The organism is Acidovorax sp. SRI_002 (genome assembly GCF_057586455.1).
This window is the reverse complement of record NZ_JBYCZW010000004.1, coordinates 144,486-168,134: the sequence shown is the minus strand read 5'-3', so window position 1 is coordinate 168,134 and position 23,649 is coordinate 144,486. Positions and strand designations below refer to the sequence as shown.

The 23,649-nt window shown below is 64.3% G+C and carries 26 protein-coding genes; 13 read left to right on the top strand and 13 right to left on the bottom strand.

The features are described 5' to 3' along the window. The first annotated feature begins 46 nt into the window (after nt 1–46). The 3 genes from AC2YJX_RS12050 (at nt 47) to AC2YJX_RS12040 (ending at nt 2,336) form a co-directional block, all read left to right on the top strand. A complete protein-coding gene (locus tag AC2YJX_RS12050; protein WP_055398609.1) occupies nt 47–571 on the top strand; it encodes a gamma carbonic anhydrase family protein in 525 nt (174 codons plus the stop codon). A 54-nt stretch (nt 572–625) separates the two neighbouring features. Then, nucleotides 626–1,618, top strand: coding sequence for an Hsp33 family molecular chaperone HslO (gene hslO, locus AC2YJX_RS12045; protein ID WP_487256182.1), 993 nt, complete (start codon nt 626–628; stop codon nt 1,616–1,618). A gap of 229 nt (nt 1,619–1,847) precedes the next feature. Next, the gene (locus tag AC2YJX_RS12040) at nt 1,848–2,336 is read left to right on the top strand and encodes a CZB domain-containing protein (protein ID WP_121420683.1); all 489 of its coding nucleotides are present in this window, start codon (nt 1,848–1,850) and stop codon (nt 2,334–2,336) included. Between the two features lie 61 nt (nt 2,337–2,397). On the opposite strand, the gene AC2YJX_RS12035 is transcribed toward AC2YJX_RS12040, so the two are convergent. The 6 genes from AC2YJX_RS12035 to pyrG all read right to left on the bottom strand — a co-directional run bounded on the left by AC2YJX_RS12035 (nt 2,398) and on the right by pyrG (nt 7,460). Continuing rightward, the gene (locus tag AC2YJX_RS12035; protein WP_487256181.1) at nt 2,398–2,892 is read right to left on the bottom strand and encodes a hypothetical protein; all 495 of its coding nucleotides are present in this window, start codon (nt 2,890–2,892) and stop codon (nt 2,398–2,400) included. Nucleotides 2,893–3,003: 111 nt separating this feature from the next. Next, nucleotides 3,004–3,282, bottom strand: a complete 279-nt coding sequence (locus tag AC2YJX_RS12030) for a septum formation initiator family protein (protein WP_121420682.1) — start codon at nt 3,280–3,282, stop codon at nt 3,004–3,006. 23 nt (nt 3,283–3,305) lie between these two features. Continuing rightward, nucleotides 3,306–4,592: a phosphopyruvate hydratase gene (gene eno / locus AC2YJX_RS12025; protein ID WP_055400881.1), complete on the bottom strand. Its 1,287-nt coding sequence runs from the start codon at nt 4,590–4,592 to the stop codon at nt 3,306–3,308. A 24-nt stretch (nt 4,593–4,616) separates the two neighbouring features. Beyond that, entirely contained in the window at nt 4,617–4,922 is a 306-nt protein-coding gene (locus AC2YJX_RS12020) for a DUF1330 domain-containing protein (protein WP_121420681.1), read from the bottom strand. A 12-nt stretch (nt 4,923–4,934) separates the two neighbouring features. Then, nucleotides 4,935–5,789 (bottom strand): 3-deoxy-8-phosphooctulonate synthase, encoded by an 855-nt coding sequence (gene kdsA / locus AC2YJX_RS12015; protein WP_121420680.1) that lies wholly within the window; start codon nt 5,787–5,789, stop codon nt 4,935–4,937. Nucleotides 5,790–5,801: 12 nt separating this feature from the next. Beyond that, nucleotides 5,802–7,460 (bottom strand): CTP synthase, encoded by a 1,659-nt coding sequence (gene pyrG / locus AC2YJX_RS12010; protein ID WP_108496941.1) that lies wholly within the window; start codon nt 7,458–7,460, stop codon nt 5,802–5,804. A gap of 114 nt (nt 7,461–7,574) precedes the next feature. Here pyrG and coaBC point away from each other — a divergent pair, with 114 nt between their 5' ends. The 4 genes from coaBC (at nt 7,575) to AC2YJX_RS11990 (ending at nt 10,426) form a co-directional block, all read left to right on the top strand. Further along, nucleotides 7,575–8,798, top strand: coding sequence for a bifunctional phosphopantothenoylcysteine decarboxylase/phosphopantothenate--cysteine ligase CoaBC (gene coaBC, locus AC2YJX_RS12005; protein WP_487256180.1), 1,224 nt, complete (start codon nt 7,575–7,577; stop codon nt 8,796–8,798). Nucleotides 8,799–8,819: 21 nt separating this feature from the next. Then, a complete protein-coding gene (locus AC2YJX_RS12000; protein ID WP_487256179.1) occupies nt 8,820–9,290 on the top strand; it encodes a hypothetical protein in 471 nt (156 codons plus the stop codon). 2 nt (nt 9,291–9,292) lie between these two features. Next, the gene (dut, locus tag AC2YJX_RS11995; protein ID WP_121505833.1) at nt 9,293–9,739 is read left to right on the top strand and encodes a dUTP diphosphatase; all 447 of its coding nucleotides are present in this window, start codon (nt 9,293–9,295) and stop codon (nt 9,737–9,739) included. A gap of 195 nt (nt 9,740–9,934) precedes the next feature. Continuing rightward, nucleotides 9,935–10,426, top strand: coding sequence for an outer membrane lipoprotein (locus AC2YJX_RS11990; RefSeq protein WP_436129729.1), 492 nt, complete (start codon nt 9,935–9,937; stop codon nt 10,424–10,426). A 59-nt stretch (nt 10,427–10,485) separates the two neighbouring features. Here AC2YJX_RS11990 and AC2YJX_RS11985 read toward each other — a convergent pair whose 3' ends face one another. After that, entirely contained in the window at nt 10,486–11,010 is a 525-nt protein-coding gene (locus tag AC2YJX_RS11985; protein WP_487256178.1) for an FKBP-type peptidyl-prolyl cis-trans isomerase, read from the bottom strand. Nucleotides 11,011–11,064: 54 nt separating this feature from the next. Between AC2YJX_RS11985 and AC2YJX_RS11980 the strand changes: the two genes are divergently transcribed. The 3 genes from AC2YJX_RS11980 to AC2YJX_RS11970 all read left to right on the top strand — a co-directional run bounded on the left by AC2YJX_RS11980 (nt 11,065) and on the right by AC2YJX_RS11970 (nt 13,193). Then, nucleotides 11,065–12,189, top strand: coding sequence for a JmjC domain-containing protein (locus AC2YJX_RS11980; RefSeq protein WP_228899423.1), 1,125 nt, complete (start codon nt 11,065–11,067; stop codon nt 12,187–12,189). A gap of 26 nt (nt 12,190–12,215) precedes the next feature. Continuing rightward, the gene (locus AC2YJX_RS11975) at nt 12,216–12,737 is read left to right on the top strand and encodes a hypothetical protein (protein ID WP_218300622.1); all 522 of its coding nucleotides are present in this window, start codon (nt 12,216–12,218) and stop codon (nt 12,735–12,737) included. Between the two features lie 201 nt (nt 12,738–12,938). Continuing rightward, a complete protein-coding gene (locus AC2YJX_RS11970; protein ID WP_082437568.1) occupies nt 12,939–13,193 on the top strand; it encodes a hypothetical protein in 255 nt (84 codons plus the stop codon). Nucleotides 13,194–13,326: 133 nt separating this feature from the next. On the opposite strand, the gene AC2YJX_RS11965 is transcribed toward AC2YJX_RS11970, so the two are convergent. The 6 genes from AC2YJX_RS11965 to AC2YJX_RS11940 form a co-directional block, all read right to left on the bottom strand. Continuing rightward, a complete protein-coding gene (locus AC2YJX_RS11965; RefSeq protein ID WP_487256177.1) occupies nt 13,327–14,109 on the bottom strand; it encodes an MBL fold metallo-hydrolase in 783 nt (260 codons plus the stop codon). Nucleotides 14,110–14,199: 90 nt separating this feature from the next. Continuing rightward, nucleotides 14,200–15,291: an NlpB/DapX family lipoprotein gene (gene bamC, locus AC2YJX_RS11960; RefSeq protein WP_082437569.1), complete on the bottom strand. Its 1,092-nt coding sequence runs from the start codon at nt 15,289–15,291 to the stop codon at nt 14,200–14,202. 45 nt (nt 15,292–15,336) lie between these two features. Next, nucleotides 15,337–16,233, bottom strand: coding sequence for a 4-hydroxy-tetrahydrodipicolinate synthase (gene dapA, locus AC2YJX_RS11955; RefSeq protein WP_487256176.1), 897 nt, complete (start codon nt 16,231–16,233; stop codon nt 15,337–15,339). A 30-nt stretch (nt 16,234–16,263) separates the two neighbouring features. Then, nucleotides 16,264–16,818: a class I SAM-dependent methyltransferase gene (locus tag AC2YJX_RS11950; RefSeq protein WP_487256175.1), complete on the bottom strand. Its 555-nt coding sequence runs from the start codon at nt 16,816–16,818 to the stop codon at nt 16,264–16,266. Between the two features lie 81 nt (nt 16,819–16,899). Next, nucleotides 16,900–17,055 (bottom strand): hypothetical protein, encoded by a 156-nt coding sequence (locus tag AC2YJX_RS11945; protein WP_487256174.1) that lies wholly within the window; start codon nt 17,053–17,055, stop codon nt 16,900–16,902. Between the two features lie 32 nt (nt 17,056–17,087). Further along, complete coding sequence (locus AC2YJX_RS11940; protein ID WP_487256173.1) at nt 17,088–18,305, bottom strand: MFS transporter; 1,218 nt, start codon at nt 18,303–18,305, stop codon at nt 17,088–17,090. A gap of 131 nt (nt 18,306–18,436) precedes the next feature. On the opposite strand from AC2YJX_RS11940, the gene AC2YJX_RS11935 reads away from it, so the two are divergent. From AC2YJX_RS11935 to parC, 3 genes are read left to right on the top strand one after another with little or no spacing between them, the layout of a single operon-like run. Further along, the gene (locus tag AC2YJX_RS11935) at nt 18,437–20,419 is read left to right on the top strand and encodes a DNA topoisomerase IV subunit B (protein WP_487256172.1); all 1,983 of its coding nucleotides are present in this window, start codon (nt 18,437–18,439) and stop codon (nt 20,417–20,419) included. A gap of 39 nt (nt 20,420–20,458) precedes the next feature. Next, nucleotides 20,459–21,292 (top strand): lytic transglycosylase domain-containing protein, encoded by an 834-nt coding sequence (locus AC2YJX_RS11930; RefSeq protein WP_228899446.1) that lies wholly within the window; start codon nt 20,459–20,461, stop codon nt 21,290–21,292. Then, nucleotides 21,289–23,646 (top strand): DNA topoisomerase IV subunit A, encoded by a 2,358-nt coding sequence (gene parC, locus AC2YJX_RS11925; protein ID WP_487256171.1) that lies wholly within the window; start codon nt 21,289–21,291, stop codon nt 23,644–23,646. Before AC2YJX_RS11930 ends, parC begins: the two co-directional genes overlap by 4 nt. The last annotated feature ends 3 nt before the right edge of the window (nt 23,647–23,649 follow it).

Below are 23,649 nucleotides of genomic sequence, written 5' to 3'. Positions count from 1 at the left end.
CTGGGCCTGTGCGAACGCTGGCCTTTCCTCTTTTTTGGAGTGGTGCATGGCGATTTACGAACTCGATGGCATGGTGCCCCAGTTGGCGGCATCGGCCTGGGTGGCGGACAGTGCCCAAGTGATGGGCAATGTGGTGCTGGGCGAAGACGCCAGCGTCTGGTTCGGCACGGTGATCCGCGGCGATACCGAGACGATCACCATCGGCGCTGGCTCCAACATCCAGGATGCCAGTGTCTTGCATGCAGACATCGGCAAGCCACTGGTGGTGGGTGAGCGTGTGACGGTGGGCCACCAGGTCATGCTGCACGGCTGCACCATCGGCGACGAATCACTCATCGGCATTGGCGCCGTGGTGCTCAACGGCGCCAAGATCGGCAAGCACTGCCTGGTGGGCGCGGGCGCGCTGGTGACCGAGGGCAAGGAGTTCCCGGATGGCTCCATGATCATCGGCAGCCCTGCCAAGGCAGTGCGCGAACTGACCCCCGAGCAGATTGAAGGCCTGCGCCAGAGCGCCCAGCACTACATCGACAACGCGCGCCGCTATCACAGCGGCCTGCACAAGCTCGCCTGAGCGGCGGCAACCATTTTTCGTTGCTGCCGTCCACTTTTCTCCTGGAACCCCTGCGTGTCTGAACTCCACAAGTTTCTTTTCGACGGCCTGCCCGTGCGCGGCATGATCGTGCGCCTGACCGATGCCTGGACCGAAATCCTGCGCCGCCGCGCCAGCAACACCAGCACGGGTGCCTACCCTGCGCCCGTGAGCGAGCTGCTGGGCGAGATGGCCGCCGCCGGTGTGCTCATGCAGTCCAACATCAAGTTCAACGGCGCACTGGTGTTGCAGGTGTTTGGCGATGGCCCCGTAAAGCTCGCCGTGGCCGAAGTGCAGTCGGACCTGAGCCTGCGAGCCACGGCCACCGTGAACAGCGAGGTGCCAGAGGGCGCAGCCCTGAGCCAGATGGTGAATGTGGGCGGTGGCGGCCGCTGCGCGATCACGCTCGACCCCAAGGACCGCCACCCAGGCCAGCAGCCCTACCAGGGCGTGGTGCCGCTGTATGGCGACCGCCACGAGAAGCTGGAGCGTCTGTCCGACGTGTTGCAGCACTACATGCTGCAGTCCGAGCAGTTGGACACCATCCTGGTGCTGGGCGCCAATGACCAGGTGGCTGCGGGCCTGTTGATCCAGCGCATGCCGATCAAGGGCGAGGGCAATTTGGCCGCAGGCCTCACGCACCGCGAGAACGAAGACCAGATCGGCCACAACGAAGACTACAACCGGATCGCCCACCTGGCTGCCAGCCTCACGCGCGAAGAGCTGCTGACCCTGGACGTGGACACCATCCTGCGCCGCCTGTTCTGGGAGGAAAAGCTGCTGCGCTTCGAGCCCCAGCAGGGCGCCAGCGGCCCGCGGTTTGCCTGCACCTGCAGCCGTGAACGTGTGAGCAACATGCTGCGCAACCTGGGCGTCGAAGAAGCCGAGAGCATCCTCTCCGAACGCGAAGACATCGAGGTGGGCTGCGAGTTCTGCGGGCAGCAGTACCGCTTTGACGTGGTCGATGCCGCGCAGATTTTTGTGCCACCCACCGTCAGCCAGCCGCCCGGACCCACCGGCATCCAGTAGGGCATCTGGTAGGTCTTCCGGCGCCCGTCGCAGCCACGGCTGCCTGCGCTCCACGGGCCAGCCGACGTGCCGGGCGGATGACCATCGTTGACAATCGCACGCGCTTTATCACGCTGTGCGCCCCTAAGATGTCGCCTTCCACACGGCAGGTTCTCTGCAAGGCCACCCCAGGGGCAGGCCCGCAGCCGCACCGCTTTCTTGGTGTGGTGCTGCAAGTGCAAGAGGAGCTATGGGGTTACTACGCCGTGTGTTTGGGGGTGCCCGGGGGCAAGAGGCTGTGCCTTCCCTGGAGCTGTGCGACAGCAGCCGGGCTTCCGGCACGCAGGATTCGCTGCGCGCGGACACCGTGCTGGCGGCCCTCGACATCGACGCCGCCATCAATGCCCACGAGCGCTGGAAAACCCATCTCATGGACTACCTGGAAGGCCGTACCACCGAGGGTCTGGACCCTGCGGAGGTGCGCCGCAGTGACCGGGGTGCCCTCGGGCGCTGGCTGCATGGGGTGGGCGGTGAATTGCTGGGCGACCAGCCTGCGTATGCGGTGCTGATGGCACGCCACCAGTATTTCCACGAACAGGCCGCGATGCTGGTGGAGCTGGCCCAGCAGGGCGAGTGGGACAAGGCCGTGCAGGTGCTCCATGGCGGCTACCGCTATGGCTCCAGCCAGGTGGTGCTGCTGCTCAAGGAGCTCAAGCGCGGTCTGGTGCAGCAGGCCTGATCTCATCCCTCCACCTCCATCCCCTCCACGTTTTTTGGGGATATGCCTCGGGTCGCGGGTTTTAGGTGGAGCCTGTGTCCCGCCCCATCAGTGCAGTGAAGAGTCGGTGTTCGCATTCGGGATCACTGCATTTTTCGCAGTTCCAGGCGCGCAGGCGGGCCGCTGTCCGGGTACTGGAGCCAGAATCTGAATCGAAATTGCCTCTGGCGCTTGATGGGTAAGTGCTAGAAGCTATGTTTTTTATAGCATTCAGCGCATTGGCAATGCGCTGCTCACCGTGGCCATACACGACGCGATAGCCCATACCCACCTGGGTCAGATCCGCACGCAAACGTGCATCGGCGGCTTCCTGTGCGGCCCGCTCGCTGGTGGGGCAGGGCAGATCCAGCCCCATGAGCAGAATCAGGCTGGCATCCACGGCCCCCTCAGAGGGCAGGCCAGGGTTGCAGAGAATTTGCGCGGAGCCGGGGGCAAGTTGCGCGTGGAGCGCATCGCGCAGCGCCTGGGCCCCGGTGCCGGGCGCGCCGAGGAGAACAAGGGTGGGCGGGAAGGGCACGGTGGCAGGGGGGCAGAAGGTGGGGCGTCGTCCCCAATCCACCATCAAGACATCCGACGGGCGGCTTTTGAGGACCGGGGCATTGAACCCCGGAGGGGCGAGCACAAGGACTCAGCGTGGCGTGAACTGCACGTAGACCTCGTTGGGCTTGACCATGCCCAGTTCGCTGCGCGCCTTTTCTTCCACCATGTCGAGCCCTTCCTTGAGGTCATGCACCTCGGACGACAAGCGCTCGTTGGCCAGCTTGGCCTGGTCATTGGCAGCCTTTTGCACATCGATTTGCCGCTGCATCTCGTTGACGCGCGGCACGCTGCCCCGCCCGAGCCAGAGCTGGGCGTGCAGCGCTGCCAGCAGAGCCAGCAGGATCACAGGCACAAGGCGGGAGCCCATGGCTCGCTCGGGCTGGATGGGGATCAGCGCAGGTTATAGAACGCAGCGCGGCCGGGGTACTGAGCGATTTCACCCAGGTCTTCCTCAATGCGCAGCAGCTGGTTGTATTTGGCGATACGGTCCGAGCGGCTCAGCGAGCCGGTCTTGATCTGGCCTGCGTTGGTGCCCACGGCGATGTCGGCAATGGTGCTGTCTTCGGTTTCGCCCGAGCGGTGCGAGATCACGGCGGTGTAGCCGGCGCGCTTGGCCATCTCGATGGCGGCGAAGGTTTCGGTCAGCGTGCCGATCTGGTTGATCTTGATCAGGATCGAGTTGGCGATGCGCTTGTCGATGCCTTCCTTCAGGATCTTGGTGTTGGTCACGAACAGGTCGTCACCCACCAGCTGCACCTTGTCGCCCAGGCGTTCGGTCAGGTGCTTCCAGCCGTCCCAGTCGCCTTCGTGCATGCCGTCTTCGATGCTGATGATCGGGTACTTGTCCACCCAGGCCGCCAGCATGTCCGTCCATTGCTGCGCAGTCAGCTTGAGGCCGCCTTCGCCTTCCAGCACGTAGTGGCCGTCCTTGTAGAACTCGCTCGCGGCGCAGTCCAGGCCCAGGGCGATCTGCTCGCCCGCCGTGTAGCCCGCGGCTTCAATGGCTTGCAGGATGAGGCGGATGGCGGCTTCGTGGTTTTCAACGCTGGGGGCAAAGCCTCCTTCGTCACCCACGGCGGTGCTGATGCCCTTGTCGTGCAGGATCTTCTTGAGCGCGTGGAACACTTCGGCGCCCCAGCGCACGGCTTCACGGAAAGTGGGAGCGCCCACCGGGATGATCATGAACTCTTGCAGGTCCAGGCTGTTGTTGGCGTGTGCGCCGCCGTTGATCACGTTCATCATGGGCACGGGCAGTTGCACGCTGCCCATGCCGCCCAGGTAGCGGTACAGGGGCAGGCCGGACTCTTCGGCGGCGGCGCGGGCCACGGCCATCGACACGGCCAGCATGGCGTTGGCGCCCAGGCGGCTCTTGTTCTCGGTGCCGTCGAGGTCGATCAGGGTCTTGTCCAGGAAGGCCTGCTCGGAGGCATCCAAGCCCAGCACGGCTTCGCTGATCTCGGTGTTGATGTATTCCACGGCCTTGAGCACACCCTTGCCCAGGTAGCGGCCCTTGTCGCCGTCGCGCATTTCAATGGCTTCGCGGCTGCCGGTGGATGCGCCCGACGGCACGGCGGCCCGGCCCATCACGCCCGATTCGAGCAACACGTCGCATTCGACGGTGGGGTTGCCGCGGCTGTCCAGAATTTCGCGACCTACGATGTCAACGATTGCGCTCATTTTTTTCCTTTGGATAGATAGAGGTCAGACCGGGGCGTCAACGCCTTCGACCAGCACCATATTGAAAAACTCGGTCGCACCGGCGCGCTTGCTGCGCGCGGCACGGTACAGCTCGGCGTCGTAGAAAGCCTTGGCGGCATCGAAACTGGGAAAGCGCAGCATCGCCACGCGCGCGGGCGTCCAGTTGCCTTCCAGGGTCTCGAACTTTCCGCCGCGCACCAGGTATTCGCCACCGTGGGCCTTCACGGCTGCGGGCGCGGCCGCCATGTAGTCTTTGTACTGTTCGGGGTTGGACACTTTCATGTCCACGATGATGTAGGCAGCTGGCATGGGGTCGTCCTGTTAGTTGAAGTTGTTTTCGAGAAATCCGCTTTTCTTCGTGATGTCGTCCAGTGCCACCAGGGTTTCGAGCAGCGCCTTCATGTGCTTGAGCGGCACGGCGTTGGGGCCGTCCGACCAAGCCTCAGCAGGGCGGGGGTGGGTTTCCATGAACAGGCCCGCCACGCCCACGGCTACACCGGCGCGGGCCAGCACGGGCACCATGTCGCGCGCGCCACCACTTACGGCACCCAGGCCGCCGGGTTTTTGCACCGAGTGGGTGACGTCAAACACCACGGGCGCACCGGAGTTGCGCATCTCGGCCAGGCTGGTCATGTCGGCCACGAGGTTGTTGTAGCCAAAGCTCACACCGCGCTCGCAGGCCAGGAAGCGGTCTTCCGACAGGCCAACTTCGGCCGCTGCAGCCCGGGCCTTGTCGATGACGTTCTTCATGTCCCAGGGCGCCAGGAACTGGCCCTTCTTGATGTTCACCGGCTTGCCGCTTTGCGCCACCGCGCGGATGAAATCCGTCTGGCGGCATAGGAACGCAGGCGTTTGCAGCACGTCCACCACGCTGGCCACCTCGGCCACGTGCGAGGTGTCGTGCACGTCGGTCAGGATGGGCAGCTGCAGCTGGCGGCGCACTTCATCGAGGATCTTGAGGCCAGCGTCGATGCCGACGCCGCGCTTGCTGGTGCCGGAGGAGCGGTTGGCCTTGTCGAACGAGCCCTTGTAGATCAGCGGAATGCCCAGCGGCGCGCAGGCTTCCTTGAGCTGGCCTGCGACGTCGAGCGACATTTCCAGGCCTTCAATGGAGCAAGTGCCCGCGATCAGGAAAAAGCGCTGGTCCAGGCCAACGTTGAATCCGCACAGCTGCATGCTTGAGTCCCCTTATGCTTTTTTTGCGGCTTGCTGGTGTTCCACTGCGGCCTTGATAAAGGCGTTGAACAGCGGGTGGCCGTTCCAGGGCGTGGACTTGAACTCGGGGTGGAACTGCACGCCGATGAACCAGGGGTGCACGGTTTGCGGCAGCTCCACGATTTCGGTGAGTTCTTCACGCTGGGTCAGCGCCGAGATCACCAGGCCCGCCTTGCGCAGCTGGTCCAGGTAGTTCACGTTGGCTTCGTAGCGGTGGCGGTGGCGCTCGGTCACCACGTCGCCGTAGATGCTGTGGGCCAGCGTGTCCTTGGACACGTCCGAGCTCTGCGCGCCCAGGCGCATGGTGCCGCCGAGGTCCGAGTTTTCATCGCGCTTCTTGATGGTGCCGTCTGCATCCTTCCACTCGGTGATCAGTGCGATCACGGGGTGGGGCGTGGTGGGGTCGAACTCGGTGCTGTTGGCGTTGGCCAGGCCTGCCACATGGCGGGCGTATTCGATGGTGGCCACCTGCATGCCCAGGCAGATGCCCAGGTAGGGCACTTTGCGTTCGCGGGCAAACTGCGCCGTGGCGATCTTTCCTTCCACGCCACGCTGGCCGAAGCCGCCGGGCACCAGGATGGCGTCGTACTTGGCCAGCTTGGCGGCCGCGTCGGCGCTGTCTATTGTCTCGGAATCGACATGGTCGATCTTCACGCGCACATGGTTGCGCATGCCCGCGTGGCGCAGGGCCTCGTTGACGGACTTGTAGCTGTCCGACAGGTCCACATACTTGCCGACCATGGCGATGGTGACTTCGCCCTGGGGGTGTTCGGTTTCGTACACCAGGTCGTCCCAGCGCTTGAGGCTGGTGGGCGGGGTGTTCAGGCGCAGCTTGTCGCAGATCAGGCCGTCGAGGCCCTGTTCGTGCAACATCCGGGGCACCTTGTAGATGGTGTCCACGTCCCACATGCTGATCACGCCCCATTCGGGCACGTTGGTGAACAGCGAGATCTTGGCGCGCTCTTCTTCAGGGATCCGGCGGTCGGCGCGGCACAGCAGCGCGTCGGCCTGGATGCCGATCTCGCGCAGCTTCTGCACGGTGTGCTGGGTGGGCTTGGTTTTCAGCTCCCCCGCTGCAGCGATCCAGGGCAGGTAGGTCAGGTGCACGAAGGCTGCGTTGTTCGGGCCCATGCGCAGGCTCATCTGGCGCACGGCTTCCAGGAACGGCAGCGATTCGATGTCACCCACGGTGCCGCCGATTTCGACAATGGCCACATCCACGGCATCCGGCGTGCCGATGCCGGCGCCGCGCTTGATGAATTCCTGGATTTCGTTGGTGACGTGGGGAATGACCTGCACGGTCTTGCCCAGGTAGTCGCCGCGGCGTTCCTTCTCCAGCACGGACTGGTAAATCTTGCCCGTGGTGAAGTTGTTGGTTTTCTTCATGCGCGTTTCGATGAAACGCTCGTAGTGGCCCAGATCCAGGTCGGTTTCTGCGCCGTCGTCGGTCACGAAAACCTCGCCGTGCTGAAATGGCGACATGGTGCCCGGGTCTACGTTGATGTAGGGGTCAAGCTTGATGAGGGTGACTTTGAGTCCCCGCGATTCGAGGATCGCGGCAAGGGAGGCTGAGGCGATTCCCTTACCGAGGGAAGACACCACACCGCCGGTGACGAAGACAAATTTGGTCATGTCTGAAGGGGGCCTCTCGCGAGAGGTCTCCTGGTGGTGGGAAATTGGGATTATAGATGGCACCCCGGCGACACCCCGCCGGGCAGGGTCACCCCCGTCTGCTAAATTCGCCCCATGAATGAGCTTGTTGGCAAACACATTGTTCTGGGTCTGAGCGGGGGCGTGGCTTGCTACAAGGCGGCCGATCTCTGCCGCCAGCTCATCAAGGAGGGCGCCACCGTGCAGGTGGTGATGACCGAGGCGGCTGAACAATTCATCACGCCGGTCACCATGCAGGCGCTGTCTGGCCGCACGGTGTACGGCTCGCAGTGGGATGCGCGCGAGCCCAACAACATGCCCCACATCAACCTGAGCCGTGAGGCCGACGCGATCCTGATAGCGCCATGTAGCGCCGATTTCATCGCGCGGCTGGTGCAGGGCAGGGCGGATGAGCTGCTCAGCTTGCTGTGCCTGGCCCGCCCTGCGCAGCGGGTGCCGTTGCTGCTGGCTCCGGCCATGAACCGCGAGATGTGGGCTCATCCGGCCACGCAGCGCAACCTGGCCCAGGTGGCGCAGGACGGTGCCGTGGTGCTGGGTGTGGGCAATGGCGACCAGGCCTGTGGCGAGACTGGCGATGGCCGCATGCTGGAGCCTGTGGAGCTGCTGGAAGAGTTGATTGCCTTCTTCGCGCCCAAGGTCCTGGCGGGGCGCAAGGTGCTGGTGACGGCGGGGCCCACTTTCGAGGCGATCGATCCCGTGCGTGGCATCACCAACCTTTCGAGCGGAAAGATGGGTTTCGCCATTGCCCGAGCGGCCCGCGAGGCCGGTGCCGAAGTCACTTTGGTGGCCGGGCCTGTGCATGTGCCCACACCACGTGGGGTGCGGCGTGTGAATGTGCAGTCGGCCCAGGAGATGCTGGCGGCTGTACAGCGCCATGTGCAGGTGGCATCGGTGTTCGTTGCCACCGCTGCCGTGGCGGACTGGCGGCCCGCCAGCCAGTCCTCCCAGAAAATCAAGAAAGACGGCTCGGGCCAGACCCCGACCCTGGGTTTCGTGGAGAACCCCGACATCCTGGCCACGGTAGCGAAGTCATCGCATGCCCTGGAGGGTGATCTCTTTTGCGTCGGTTTTGCTGCTGAGAGCCATGATCTGCTGGCCCACGCCACGGCCAAGCGTGCGCGCAAAGGGGTGCCGCTGCTGGTGGGCAACATTGGCCCTGCCACCTTTGGGCAGGATGACAATGCCCTGCTGTTGGTGGACTCCCAGGGGCACCGCGAGCTGCCCCGGGCTTCCAAACGGGTGCTGGCCCAGCAGCTGATCGGGGAGATTGCGGCGCGGTTGTCCCCTGTGGGTTCCTAGAGGTCTTTGCCGGGAGGCCGTATGAAGACTGGTGCCACCAAGCCTGAATGGGATACGCCGCCCGATGGCGACTTTGCACGCTACGTGGAACGGCTGACCGCGCCTGCACCTGCCAGAGGTGTACAGGCTCCAGCCCCTGGCTCCACCACCGCCCAGAAGCCCGCTGGGGCGGGTGGGGTGCGCCCGGCGCCCCAGTCCGCTCCGCCGGATCTCGCTCTGGTTCTGAAGCCTTTGCTGGGCGTTGTGCGTGCGGTGCGCGCCGTGCTGCTGGTGTTGATTGCCTTGCACGGGGTGGCGCTGTTCATGTTCAGCCAAGGGTCTTTGCCGGGGCTCGCGGTCATGGCGGCCATCTGGTGGGGGTTGGGGCGTTTGATCGACGTGGCTCCCAAGGCCCTATCATCCGCAGCCTTCGGGGCCGCGTCTGGCGTGGAGCCCTTGCAGGAGCGGCTGCGGCAAGTGGCCCAGCAGCGCACAACTGGAAAGAAGAAATAACCGTGAAGATTGACGTGAAGATTCTGGATCCGCGCATGGCGGACCAATTGCCCACCTATGCCACCCCCGGCAGTGCTGGCCTGGACCTGCGCGCTTGCCTGGATGCTCCGCTCACCCTGCAGCCGAATGCCTGGCAACTGGTGCCCACGGGCATTGCCGTCTACCTCAAAGACCCCGGGTACGCCGCGCTGATCCTGCCGCGCTCGGGTCTGGGCCACAAGCATGGCATCGTGCTGGGCAATCTCGTGGGCCTGATTGACAGCGACTACCAGGGGCAGCTCATGGTGAGCGCCTGGAACCGCAGCAGCACCGCATTCACGCTGGAGCCCATGGAGCGGCTCGCACAGCTGGTGATCGTTCCGGTGGTGCAGGCGCAGTTCAATGTGGTGACTGAGTTTGCAGCGACGGAGCGGGGCGAGGGTGGCTACGGGTCAACCGGGAAGGCCTGAGCACCGGGCTTAATGGGGTCGTGGCAGGTTGGGGTTGTAAGACGCCGCTTACCTTTGGATGGGTTTGTTACTGACGCAGGCGCAGCCCCTGCGTCTACGGGACAGGGGGCTGGGGCGTTGTTCCAATCTAGGTATGCGCACCAAGGCCGGATTCCCTGCAAGCCGTGTGCACCCCCTGACTTTAGGAGTACGAAAATGCTGCAAATTACCCGTTCTTTCGCCATCGCTGGCGCCGTGGTCCTTGTGGGCTCGTTGGCCGCCTGCGGCCACAACCGATCGGCCCCTGCGCCACAATATTCGGGGGGCTACCAAACGGCGCCGGCCTACCCGAACAATCCGGCCGGCACGGAGTACGGTCGGGTTTCCAATATCGAAGTGCTGCAGGGGCGGTCGCAAGGCCAGACCTCCGGGGCTGGTGCTGTGATCGGCGCTGTCGTCGGTGGTGTTCTGGGCAACCAGATCGGCAAGGGCTCCGGTCGTGCCGCCGCAACCGGCGTGGGCATTGTTGGAGGCGCAGTAGCAGGCAATGCCATTGAAGGCCGCAACAACAGCCAGGAAGTACAGGGCTACCGCCTGTCGGTGCAACTCGATCACGGCGGCTACCGCGTCTACGACGTAAGCAGCCCCGGCGATTTGCGCATTGGCGACCGTGTACGCCTGTACAACGGCCAGATTTCACGCCTTTAATCGACCATTCGGGCTTGGCTAGGCTCTGAAAACCATTCAGGGCCTTCCTTTCGCCCAGCTCAGTGGAGCAGGTTACTGCCAGGCGCCTGCGGCTGTACCCGAAAAAAGCCTGTGCCGGCGCTGCCCCGGCCAATTTCCTCTTCGGTGGCTTCCCGCACGGCCTGTACGGTCAACTGCAAGCGCAGCGCAATGCCCGCCAGCGGGTGATTGCCGTCCAGGACCACATGCTCCGGATAGATCTCCGTGACCGTGTAGAGCCCCGTGCGGGGGGCATCGGGATTGCAGCCCTCGGGCAGCGCGGCGCCGTCAAACGTCATTCCCTCTTCGATCTCTGCCGGAAAAAGATCGCGTGGCTCCAGGAACAGCAGTTGGTCGTTGAAGTCACCAAACGCATCTTCGGGCTCCAGGTGCAACGCCAGCGTGGCACCGGGGCCGTGGCCTTGCAGGGCTTCTTCGATGCGGGGTAGAAGGTCGTCGCCGCCCACCAGAAACTCTACGGGATCTTCGAGCACATCCAGTTCTTCGCCAAGGGTGTCTTTCAGGGTCCAGGTCAGTGCGACCACACATTGTTGGGTAATTTCCATAGGAGAATTGTCGCAGTTTGACCAACGGCTCCGCAAAGGGGCAGACCAGTTCCCATGGATATCCAGCAACCCCTTACCCTGCTCGGTGGCCTGACCCCCGCCCAGTTCATGCGCCGCCATTGGCAGAAGAAGCCCTTGCTGGTGCGCCAGGCCATTCCCCAGTTTGCTCCCCCTGTGTTGCGGTCGGATCTGTTCGCGCTGGCCGCCCAGGAGGGAGTGGAGTCCCGCCTCGTGCAACTGGCCAAAGGGGCGTGGAAGCTGCGCCATGGACCCTTTCAAAGGCGTGCCCTGCCTGCGCTCCAGCAGCCCGATTGGACTTTGCTGGTGCAGGGCGTTGACCTGCACAACGACGCCGTGCATGCGCTGATGCAGCAGTTCAGGTTTGTGCCGGAGGCGCGGCTTGATGACCTCATGATCAGTTATGCGTCCGACGGCGGTGGTGTGGGCCCGCATTTCGACAGTTACGACGTCTTTCTTTTGCAGGCCCACGGAACGCGTCGTTGGCGCATTGGCCGCCAGAAGGATCTCACGCTGCGCGAAGGTATTCCCCTCAAAGTGCTGGCGCAGTTCGAGCCTGAAGAGGAGTACCTGCTGGAGCCGGGCGACATGCTGTACCTGCCGCCGCGTTATGCCCACGATGGCATCGCCGAGGGCGAATGCATGACTTATTCGATCGGCTTTAAGGTGCCGTCGCGCGCCGAACTGGGCCAGGAATTGTTGGTGCGCCTGGCCGAGGATGCTGCGGATCAAGACAAGCCCCTGCTGTACCGCGATGCCCAGCAGGAAGCTGTGTCTCAACCCGCGGCCATTCCGGCGGGTTTGCAGGACTTCGCGCGGGATGCTTTGAGCCGCGCACTGGCGCAGCCCCTTGTTTTGGAGCGCGCACTGGGGGAGTATCTGACTGAGCCCAAGCCGAATGTGTGGTTCGAACCCGGCGATACAGGCGTGATGCTGGAAGGGGTGCGCCTGGACCGCCGCAGCCGCATGATGTACGACACGCACCATGTGTTCATCAATGGCGAGAGCTACCGCGCAGCAGGCCGCGATGCGACGCTAATGCGCCGCCTGGCTGATGAACGTCAGTTGACCGCCCGCGAGCTTGCGCGCGCCAGTGACGACGCGCTGGAACTGCTGTCGTCCTGGTGTGATGCGGGCTGGGCCCACGTCTGGGCTGGATAGATCGAAGCACGCCAGGAGACACCGCCATGACCGAGACTTCTGCCAGTTCCGCCGATTCGCGGCCCGATCTCCCGGTGGGTCGTTTCAGCAGCCGTGAAGCGTTTCAGCAAATGGTGCGCGACGCGATTGCCACAGCCGCCCGGGATGGCTGGAAGGAAATTGTGATCAGCGATGCGAATTTCCATGACTGGCCCCTGGGCGAACGCAGTGTGGTGGAGGCCTTGCAGGATTGGGCCCATGGAAGTCGGCGTTTCACCATGCTGGCGTGCAGCTACGATGATGTGATCCGTCGGCACGCGCGTTTTGTGCGTTGGCGGGGCACCTGGGACCACATCATCAATTGCCGTCGCAGCCCGGCGGCTGATCCCCTGGATATTCCCAGTGCATTGTGGTCCCCGCACTGGGTGATGCAACGGCTGGACCCGGAGCGGTGCGTGGGGGTTGCAGGCTTTGAACCAGATCGCCGTGTGCTGCTGCGCGAGACGCTCAACGAGTGGGTGCGCAGCAAAAGCACGCCCGGTTTCCCCGCATCGACGCTGGGGTTATGAGCCAAATGCGCGCTTTGCGCCTTGTCAATTGGGCGTAAAGGTTTCGTCAGTGTTAGTCTGTATTGACTAAATACCAATATAATCAGCGGCTGCGCCGAAAAGGTGCAAGCCAAGCGCATTGTGCCAAAGCGTACCGGGGCTTCCAAAAAGCCTGACGCCGTGGCTTTTCAAGATTCTGTCTGTCCAACTAGGAAAATCGAAATGAAGAACTCTCTCGTTCTGGCCGCCCTGATCGCCGCTGCTGCACTCGCCGCTTGTGGCAAGAAGGAAGAGCCCGCTCCTGCTCCAGCACCAGCTGCCGTGGAAGCCCCAGCTCCAGCACCCGCACCAGCTCCTGCCGCTTCTGAAGCCGCTCCTGCCGCTTCCGACGCTGCCTCGGCTCCTGCTGCCGATGCTGCCAAGGCTGCCGCTGACGCTGCTGCCACCGCTGCTACTGGCGCTTCCGCAGCCAAGTAATTCGCTGCAGGCCGCAGCAGGTTGCAAAACCTGCTATCGACCGAGAGCCCCGCACCGCAAGGTCGGGGCTTTTTCTTTTTGGGGGCGTTTTCCTTCCCCGGAGTTGGTCGTTTGCGGCGTGACCGGAGTCACTTCATCCTGCAACTGCAAGCCAGGGCGTTCCCACCGTTGGGCTGGCGACGGTGATTTCCTCGGCGGACCACTCCAGTGCAAGGCCTAGCGCCTGTTGAGCGAGGCCGGGTGCATTGTTCTGTGCGCTCAGGTGGGCGGCCACCACACGCTGCAGGCCAGGGTGCCGCACGGCACGCAGGATGTCGGCTGTCGCAAAATTGGCCAAGTGCCCATACGGTCCCCCGACGCGGCGTTTCAAGAAGGTCGGATACCGGGATGCTTCGAGCATTGCGGGGTCGTGGTTGGCTTCAATCATCAACGCATGGCAGCCTTGTAGTTGCTGCAGAACATGGTCGCTGGCGTGGCCCAGGTCGGTGAGCACACCCAGGTGGGATGCGCCGTCCGAGCAGCGCAGCTGCAGCGGCTCGCGCGCATCATGGGGCACCGTGAAGGGCAGGGCGCTGAAGGTGCCGAGGTCCAGAGCCTCCATGTCGTGTGCGATGCGCAGCATGCCATCAAAGTCGGGGGCTCCGAGGGCGGCGTAGGTGCCCTGGCTCATCCATACCGGGATGCGGTAGCGCACGGCCACGGCCAGTGCACAGCCGATGTGGTCCGAGTGTTCGTGGGTGATGAAGACGGCATCCAGGTCTTCGATCTGCAACTGCGCTTGCGCCAGGCGGGTCTGCAGTTGCCGGATGCCGAATCCGCAATCGATCAGCAGGCGGCGTACCTGTGTGCCGCTGCTGCCTTCCACCACCGTGGCATTGCCCGTGCTGCCGCTACCCAGGTTCTTGAAACGCAGCATGTCGTGGTTGAAGGCGCTTGCCGCGCAGCACCTCTGTAGCCTGGACCCCGGGCCCAGTCAGGGGGAGCGAAGAGGCGCGCGGTTCGTCGCTTATTTCAGATCGTCGGCAATCACGCGGACGATGCGCTCGGCATTGGCGGACGATTCGGGGACGCCGGCTTCGTTGAGCACCGATACCGTGGTGGACTCCCCTTGGCTGCGCACCAGAATGCGGTACTTGAGTGGAGGTGTGGCGTTGGACGAGCTGAAGAGTTTGCCGAAGAACCCTGGCTCCTTCTTCTCGGCATTGGGCGCCACATAGCGCACAAAGTAGGTGCCTTCATTGCGATTGCGGTCTTCCACCGTGAAGCCGGTGCGGTCCAGGGCCAGGCCGATGCGGCGCCAGGCGCGGTCAAAACCCTCGTCAAGCTGGACCACGGGTTTGTTGTCCACCGTGGCCATGCGGGCCGACTGAGCGCGTGGGGCGGGGGCTGCAGCCACTGCCTTGGACTGCTCTTGGCTCACGCCCAGCTTGACCATCAGGCGGCGCAGGAATTCGGTTTCGAGTTCCGGGTCGGAGGGGCGGGGTTGCCACACGGTGCTGTCTTTGGAAACGTTGCCGTAGACCTCAATCATGCCGCGGTGGGTGATGTAGATCTCGGTGCCGCCATTGGCGTTGCGCTCCAGGCGCGTTCGGAACTTGTCGCGTTCACCGGTGGAGTACAGCGAGTCGAGCAGCTTGCCCAGGGTCGAGCGGATGAAATCCTGCGGCAGCTTGGCGCGGTTTTCGGCCCAGTCGGTTTCCATGATGCCCACGTTGGCGTCTGCCTGCGCCAGGTTGAAGCCGCTTTCCTGCCAGAAGTCGCGCACGGGTTCCCAGAGCTTGTCGGCCGGGCGGTTGACCACCAGCCAGCGCTGGTTGCCGTCGCGCTCGATGCGCACGTCGCCCAGTTGCAGGGCTGCGGCGTTGGCGGTGCCCGATGGCTGAGCAGCCTGGCCGGCCTGCATGGCGGCGGCCGAGACGGCGCCGCCTGGGACGTTGTAGCGTGAATCACGCGACAGCTGGGTCAGGTCTGGCGGGACTTCCAGGGTCGAGCCTTTGGTCGCGCTCTTGTAGTCGATCTTGTCGCCCTCCAGGGCGGCACAGGCAGACAGGGCCATGGCAAGGGCCAGCAGGCTCAGGCGGGTGGTAGCAGCTTTCACGCGGAAATCCTTGGAGAGTGTCTCGGGGAGCGGGCGCAGCCCGGATTAGATCAGGCCGCTGGTGCGCAGCGCAGATTCGACCACAGCCTCGTTGCTGGTGGTCAGCGGCGTCATGGGCAGGCGCATAGTGCCACCGCACAGGCCCATGCGGGCCATGGCCCACTTGACCGGGATGGGGTTGGCTTCGACAAACAGGTTCTTGTGCACCGGCATCAGCTTGAACTGAATTTCCATGGCCCGGCGTGCATCGCCCGCCAGGGCAGCCACACACAGTTCGTGCATCAGGCGCGGGGCGACGTTGGCCGTCACGCTGATGTTGCCGTGGCCTCCGCACAGCATCAGCGCCACAGCGGTCGGGTCGTCGCCCGAATACACGCCAAAGCCCTGGGGCACATCGCGGATGAGCCACTGGGCGCGTTCGATGTTGCCGGTGGCTTCCTTGATGCCGATGATGCCGGGCACCTGGGTCAGGCGCAGCACGGTGTCGTGTTGCATATCGGCCACCGAGCGGCCGGGCACGTTGTACAGCACGATGGGCAGGTCGCCGGTGGCTTCGGCAATCGCCTTGAAGTGCTGGTACTGGCCTTCTTGGGTGGGCTTGTTGTAGTAAGGCACGACCTGCAGCTGGCTGTCGGCACCCACGCCGCGCGCGAACTTGGCCAGCTCGATGGCTTCGGCGGTGGAGTTGGCGCCGCAGCCTGCCATGATGGGCACGCGCTTGGCGGCCTGTTCCACGGCCACGCGGATGATCTCGCAGTGCTCTTGGACATTGACCGTGGGCGATTCACCCGTGGTGCCCACCACGCCGATGCAGTCGGTGCCTTCGGCAATATGCCAGTCGATCAGTTTGCGCAGGGTGGGGTAGTCCACGCTGCCATCCTCGTGCATGGGGGTGACGAGGGCGACGATGCTGCCGGTGAGAGGCACGGAGGAAGAGGTCATGTCCGCAGTGAAAAACGGTAAAAGGGCATTCTAACTAGGCGCGACGGACAAAAGATGTCGTGAGGTCCAGCCGGGCTGTGGGAGTTCCCGCACGGCCGTGATGCGTTGCACGAAACGCGCGGGTTCGTCGATGAAGCCGTCTTCATAGGCCACCACGCGCAGGTCCCGGCATGCCTGCAGCAGTTCGCCGGGCGCCAGCAGGAATTCGGCCCGCGCCGGGCGCCCCACGGTTTCGTTGCCCTGGGCAAAGGTTTCATAGACCAGCACCCCGCCCGGAGCCACGCTGGCCACGATGGTGGGCAGCAGTGGGCGCCATAGGTAGTTGGTGACAACCACGCCGCCGAACTGGCGACCTGCAAAAGGCCAGGGGCCGTTCTCGATGTCGGCCAGCACCATGTCGCCCAGGCCGGCGCAGGCGGTAATGGCTTCGGCCGACCGGTCCACCCCCACCACGGTGTGCCCCAATGCGCGCAGGTAGCGCAGGTGGCGGCCCGCGCCACAGGCCACGTCCAGCACGGTGCTGTGGGGGGTGATCAGGTGGCTCCAGCGCCGCACCCATTCTGAAGGGGCTTCCGTACCGTGCATAGAACTACAAAAATGATAGCTGTCGGTGCATTATTCACTAGCACCTGAGGTCTAAAACGCTTCAAAACCCGGTGGATGGCGTCAAAAACACGCCCACATCTGGTCGGCCAGCAGCACCATGAACTCGGGCGCGGTGTACATGCCAAACACCAGCAAGCACAGCAGCACGGCCACGGCACCACCCAGCCAGCGAAGGGCGCGCGGCGCGGATTTGCGGGGCGGGGTGGGGTGGCTCATGCGGTGCAGTCAGGTAAATCGAACTGGGCGGACTAGGCAGGTTGTGGGGCGTTACGCGTGATCGGGCTTTCCTTGACGGGCAGGTTTACCAGCCCGGCAAACACGCCCAGGCCGATGGCGATGTACCAGACGATATCGTAGTTGCCCGTGGCGTCATACAGATAACCGCCGAGCCATACGCCCAGGAAGCTGCCGATCTGGTGGCTGAAGAACACAAAGCCGCCCAGCATCGACAAATGCTGCACGCCAAAGATCTGCGCAATGGTCGCGTTGGTGGGCGGGATGGTGGACAGCCACAGCGTGCCCATCACGGCCGAGAACACATACACCGACAGCGGCGACAGCGGCGCGATGAGGAACGCGGTGATGGCCGCCGCCCGCGCGAAGTAGATGAACGCCAGGATGAACCGCTTGGGCATGCGCTGGCCCAGCGCGCCGGCCACATAGGTGCCCAGCACATTGAACAGGCCAATCAGCGCCAGCGCATAGCTGGCCACCTGGGGCGACAGGCCATGGTCCTTGAGGTAGCTGGGCATGTGCACGCCGATGAACACGACCTGGAATCCACAGACGAAGTAGCCCGCCATCAGCAGGTTGAAGCTGGGGTAGCGGAAAGCCTCGCCCAGCGCCTGCACGATGGTCTGCTCGCGCTTCACGGGGGCCGCTCCCTTGAAGCCCGGCTCGCGCAGGCCAAAGGCCAGCGGCACGATGAGCAACACGGCCATCGACAGCACCAGCAGCGCCTGTTGCCAGCCCAGGCCCGCAATCAGCCAGCCCTCCACCGGCACCATGAGGAATTGCCCGAACGAGCCCGCCGCCGCCGCCACGCCCATGGCCCAGGAACGTTTTTCGGGCGCTATCTGCCGCCCCAGCACGCCATAGATCACGGCGTAGGTGGTGCCTGCCTGTGCCGCGCCAATCAGCACGCCTGCCGTCAGTGCAAACAGTGTGGGCGTGGGCGACAGTGCCATGCCCACCAGGCCCAGGCCGTACAGCACGGCACCGCCCATCAGCACGCGAAACGCGCCAAACCGGTCGGCCACCATGCCCGCAAAAATGCCGATCAGGCCCCAGGACAGGTTCTGGATGGCGATGGCCAGTGCGAACGACTGGCGTGTCCAGCCCATCTCCTGGGTGATGGGCAAGAGCCAGAGCCCGAAGCCGTGGCGGATGCCCATCGACAGGGTCACGATGGCCGCACCGCAGGCCAGCACCTGGAACATGGACAGTTTGGGGGGATTCGTATGCATGCGCAGGAATGTAGCCAGATTGCGCGAAACGTGCTGATACACCGGGAACCAATACAGTTGGCAGCAGGGGCGAAGGTGAGGCTGGTTTTATATCCAGCTATTGCTGCGTTGCCGCACTACAATCCGCCGCTATGTCTGCCAAACCGTCTTCTGCATCCGCCAGCGAATATTCCGAAGGCTCGATCCGCGTGCTCAAGGGCCTGGAGCCCGTCAAGCAACGCCCGGGCATGTACACCCGCACCGACAACCCCCTGCACATCGTTCAGGAAGTGCTGGACAACGCCGCCGACGAGGCGCTGGCTGGCCATGGCAAGAAGATCCGTGTCACGCTGCATGCCGATGGATCGGTCAGTGTGGAGGATGATGGACGGGGCATCCCCTTTGGCATGCACCCCGAGGAAAACGCGCCGGTGATCGAGCTGGTGTTCACCCGCCTGCATGCGGGTGGCAAGTTCGACAAGGGCAAGGGTGGGGCCTACAGCTTCTCGGGCGGCCTGCATGGTGTGGGCGTGTCCGTCACCAACGCCCTGGCCACCCGGCTGGAGGCCACCAGCTACCGCGAAGGCAAGGTGGCGCGCCTGGTGTTCTCGGCGGGTGATGTGATTGAACCCCTGGTGGCCAGGCCGCTGGAGGCGGGCGAGCGCAAGCAGGGCACTTCGGTGCGCGTATGGCCCGACGCCAAGTATTTCGAGTCGAGCGCGCTGCCCATGGGCGAGCTCACCCACCTGCTGCGCAGCAAGGCCGTGCTCATGCCGGGCGTGACGGTGCAGCTTGTCAACGAGAAAACCCGCGACACGCAAACCTGGCAGTACAAGGGCGGCCTGCGCGACTACCTCATGCAGACGCTCAACGGCGACCCGGTGATCCCGCTGTTTGAAGGCGAGGGCTTTGCCGACCGCAACAACGAAAGTTTTGCCGAAGGCGAGGGCGCAGCCTGGGCCGTGGCCTTTACCGAAGACGGCCAGCCCGTGCGCGAGAGCTACGTCAACCTGATTCCCACGAGCGCGGGCGGCACGCACGAGAGTGGCCTGCGCGACGGGCTGTTCAACGCGGTCAAGAGCTTCATCGAACTGCACAGCCTGCTGCCCAAGGGCGTGAAGCTGCTGCCCGAGGACGTGTTTGCGCGCGCCAGCTATGTGCTCAGTGCCAAGGTCCTCGACCCGCAGTTCCAGGGCCAGATCAAGGAGCGCCTGAACTCGCGCGACGCGGTGCGCCTGGTCAGCGGCTTTGTGCGCCCCGCGCTCGAACTCTGGCTCAACCAGCACGTTGAATACGGCAAGAAGCTCGCCGAGCTGGCCATCAAGGCCGCGCAAACCCGCCAGAAGGCCGGCCAGAAGGTCGAAAAACGCAAGGGCTCCGGCGTGGCCGTATTGCCCGGCAAACTCACCGATTGCGAAAGCAAGGACATCGCCCACAACGAAGTCTTCCTGGTCGAGGGCGACTCGGCTGGTGGCAGCGCCAAGATGGGCCGCGACAAGGAAAGCCAGGCCATCCTGCCGCTGCGCGGCAAGGTGCTCAACACCTGGGAGGTGGAGCGCGACCGCCTGTTTGCCAACAACGAAATCCACGACATCTCGGTGGCCATCGGCGTAGACCCGCACGGCCCCAACGACACGCCGGACCTGAGCGGTCTGCGCTACGGCAAGGTCTGCATCTTGAGCGACGCCGACGTGGACGGCTCACACATCCAGGTGCTGCTGCTCACCCTGTTCTTCCGCCACTTCCCCAAGCTCATCGAAACCGGCCACATCTACGTGGCGCGCCCGCCGCTGTTCCGCGTGGACGTGCCCGCCCGGGGCAAGAAGCCCGCCGCCAAGATGTATGCGCTGGACGATGGTGAGTTGGCCGCCATCCTCGACAAGGCTGAAAAAGACGGCGTGCCGCGCGAGAAATGCCAGATCAGCCGCTTCAAGGGCCTGGGCGAGATGAACGCCGAGCAGCTGTGGGAAACCACGCTCAACCCCGACACCCGCCGCCTGCTGCCCGTGCAGCTGGGCGACATGGACTTTGCCGCCACCGAGGGTCTCATCACCAAGCTCATGGGCAAGGGCGAAGCCGCCGCGCGCCGTGAGCTGATGGAGTTGCATGGCGATGCGGTCGAGATCGATATCTGACCGCATCGACGCGCTCCGCCCGGTGTTTGTGATCAAAATATGAATAAAAACAGTGCCCTGCGCTTGTCTGTATTGGGTTTGCTGCTATGTTTTGTGCAGCAAATGGCCCATGCGGACCTGTGGGCGCATGTGGACGAGCGTGGCGTGACGCACTTTGCGGCCGAGCAGGTCGATGCGCGCTACCAGCTGTTTTTTCGCGGCAACGACTTTGACTCCACCCGCGATGCGCCTGCCAATGCGTCGCCCATGCCCTATGCGCTGCCCGCAGCGGGCGCGCGCCTGCTGGCCTTTTTTGACATCGCCCCCGACTACAAACGCGTCAAACACCACCTGCGCGCTGCGTCCGCCAAACACGGTGTGGACTACGAGCTGCTGCAGGCCGTGATCGCGACCGAGTCCGGCTTTGACGCCACCGCCGTGTCGCCCAAGGGCGCCGTGGGCCTGATGCAGGTTATGCCCGCCACCGCCAACCGCTTTGGCGTGAGCAGCGACGCCAAGCGCACTGTGGAACAGAAGCTGGCCGACCCGGCGGTGAATGTGCCCACTGGCACCCGTTACCTGCGCCACCTGCTGGACCTGTTCCCCGGTCGCATGGACCTGGCCGTGGCGGCCTACAACGCCGGTGAAGGTGCGGTACAGCGCGCGGGCAACCAAATCCCCGCGTACAAGGAAACGCAGAGCTACGTGCGCACCGTGCTGGGCCTGTATGCCCAGCTCAAGCCCCCGGCACCCGTGCTGGCACAGCGTGCAGCGCCTGGCCGCGTACGCATGGAGCTCTCGGGCGGTGCCACCAACAGGGGCAACCTGCCGCCCACCCGCGTCGCGCAGACACGCGACCAGAACCTGAATCAAGAACCTGTAGTTAACGAATGAGCGACCAACCGACTTTGGATTTCACCACCGCAGGCGATGACGGGGGTGACTCCGTGGGCCTGGCGGGCTATGCCCAGCGCGCCTACCTTGAATACGCACTGTCGGTCGTCAAGGGCCGCGCGTTGCCCGATGTGTGCGACGGTCTCAAGCCCGTGCAGAGGCGCATCCTGTATTCGATGGACCGCATGGGCCTGGGCTACAGCGGCCCCACGCGCAATACTGCCGCCAAGCCGGTCAAGAGCGCCCGCGTGGTGGGCGATGTGCTGGGCCGCTTCCACCCACATGGTGACCAGTCGGCCTACGACGCGCTGGTGCGCATGGCGCAGGACTTTGCCCAGCGCTACCCGCTGATCGACGGCCAGGGCAACTTCGGCAGCCGCGATGGCGATGGCGCCGCTGCCATGCGCTACACCGAGGCGCGCCTGTCGCGCATCACCAGCCTGCTGCTCGACGAGATCGACGAAGGCACCGTGGATTTCATGCCCAACTACGACGGCAGCACCGAGGAGCCGCGCCAGTTGCCCGCCCGCCTGCCGTTTGCGTTGCTCAACGGCGCCAGCGGCATCGCCGTGGGCCTGGCCACCGAAATCCCCAGCCACAACCTGCGCGAGATTGCCGACGCCTGCATTGCGCTCATCAAGACACCTTCGCTGAGCCAAGACGAGCTGCTGGCCATCGTGCCCGGGCCCGACTACCCCGGCGGTGGCCAGATCATCAGCAGCCCCGGTGACATTGCCGATGCCTACCGCACCGGCCGGGGCAGCCTCAAGGTGCGCGCGCGCTGGAAGATCGAGGAACTGGCGCGTGGCCAGTGGCAACTGGTGGTGAACGAGCTGCCACCGGGCGTGAGCACGCAGCGCGTGCTCGAAGAGATCGAGGAAATCACCAACCCCAAAGTCAAGGCCGGCAAGAAGGCGCTGAGCCAGGACCAGACGCAACTGAAGGCCAGCATCCTGGCCGTGCTGGATGTCGTGCGCGACGAATCCAGCAAAGACGCCCCCGTGCGCCTGGTGTTCGAGCCCAAGACGGGCAAGACCCCGCAGCAGGAGCTGATCACCGCGCTGCTGGCGCACACCAGCCTGGAGACCTCGGCCCCCATCAACCTCACCATGGTGGGGCTCGACGGCAAGCCGGTGCAAAAGTCGCTGCGCGTGATGCTGGAAGAGTGGATCGCCTTCCGCCAGACAACGATCACGCGCCGCAGCCAGCACCGCCTGAACAAGGTGCTCGAGCGCATCCACATCCTCGAAGGGCGGCAGACCGTGCTGCTCAACATCGACGAGGTGATCGCCATCATCCGTGCGGCCGAGGAGCCCAAGGCCGCGCTGATTGCACGCTTCAACCTCAGCGACCGGCAGGCCGAGGACATCCTCGAAATCCGCCTGCGCCAGCTGGCCCGCCTCGAAGCCATCAAGATCGAACAAGAGCTGAAAGAACTGCGCGAAAGCCAGGGCAAGCTCGAAGACATTTTGAACAACCCCGGCTCGCTGCGCCGCACCATGGTCAAGGAGATCGAGGCCGACGCCAAGACCTTTGCCGATGCGCGTCGCACGCTGATCCAGGCCGAGAAAAAAGCCGTTGCCGAAGTGAAGGTGGTGGACGAGCCCGTGACGGTGATCGTCTCGCAAAAAGGCTGGGTGCGCGCTCGCACCGGCCATGGCCACGAGGCTGCCAGTTTTGCCTTCAAGGCGGGCGATGGCCTGTATGGCACGTTTGAATGCCGCACGGTCGATACCTTGCTGGCCTTTGGCAGCAATGGCCGCGTGTACTCGGTGGCGGTGTCATTGCTGCCCGGCGCACGCGGTGACGGCCAGCCGGTGACCACGCTCATCGAGCTGGAAGCCGGCACGCAGCTGCTGCACTACTTTGCAGGGCCCGCCAACGCCACGCTGCTGCTGTCCAACTCCGGTGGCTACGGCTTTCTGGCGGCGGTGGAGAACATGGTCTCGCGCCAGAAGGGCGGCAAGGCCTTCCTCACGTTGGGCGAGGGCGAAACCGTGTGTGTGCCTTCGCATGCCGCAGGCAGTACAGGCAGCAAGCCGGTGCTGCCTGCCACGCACGTGGCCTGCGCCTCCACGGGCGGACGCATCCTCACGTTCGAGATCACCGAGCTGAAAACCATGGTCAACGGCGGTCGCGGCCTGATGCTGATCGACCTCGAAGACAAGGATCAGCTGGCGGGAGCCGCAGCCTACACACGCAGCATTCGCTTGGATGGCATTGGCCGGGGTGGCAAGCAGCGCGACGAGACGCTGGAGATCCGCAGCCTGAACAACGCCCGCGCCGCGCGAGGCCGCAAGGGCAAGGCGGCGGACCTGGGCTTCAAGCCCAACGCAGTGACGCGCGTGGAGTAAGAC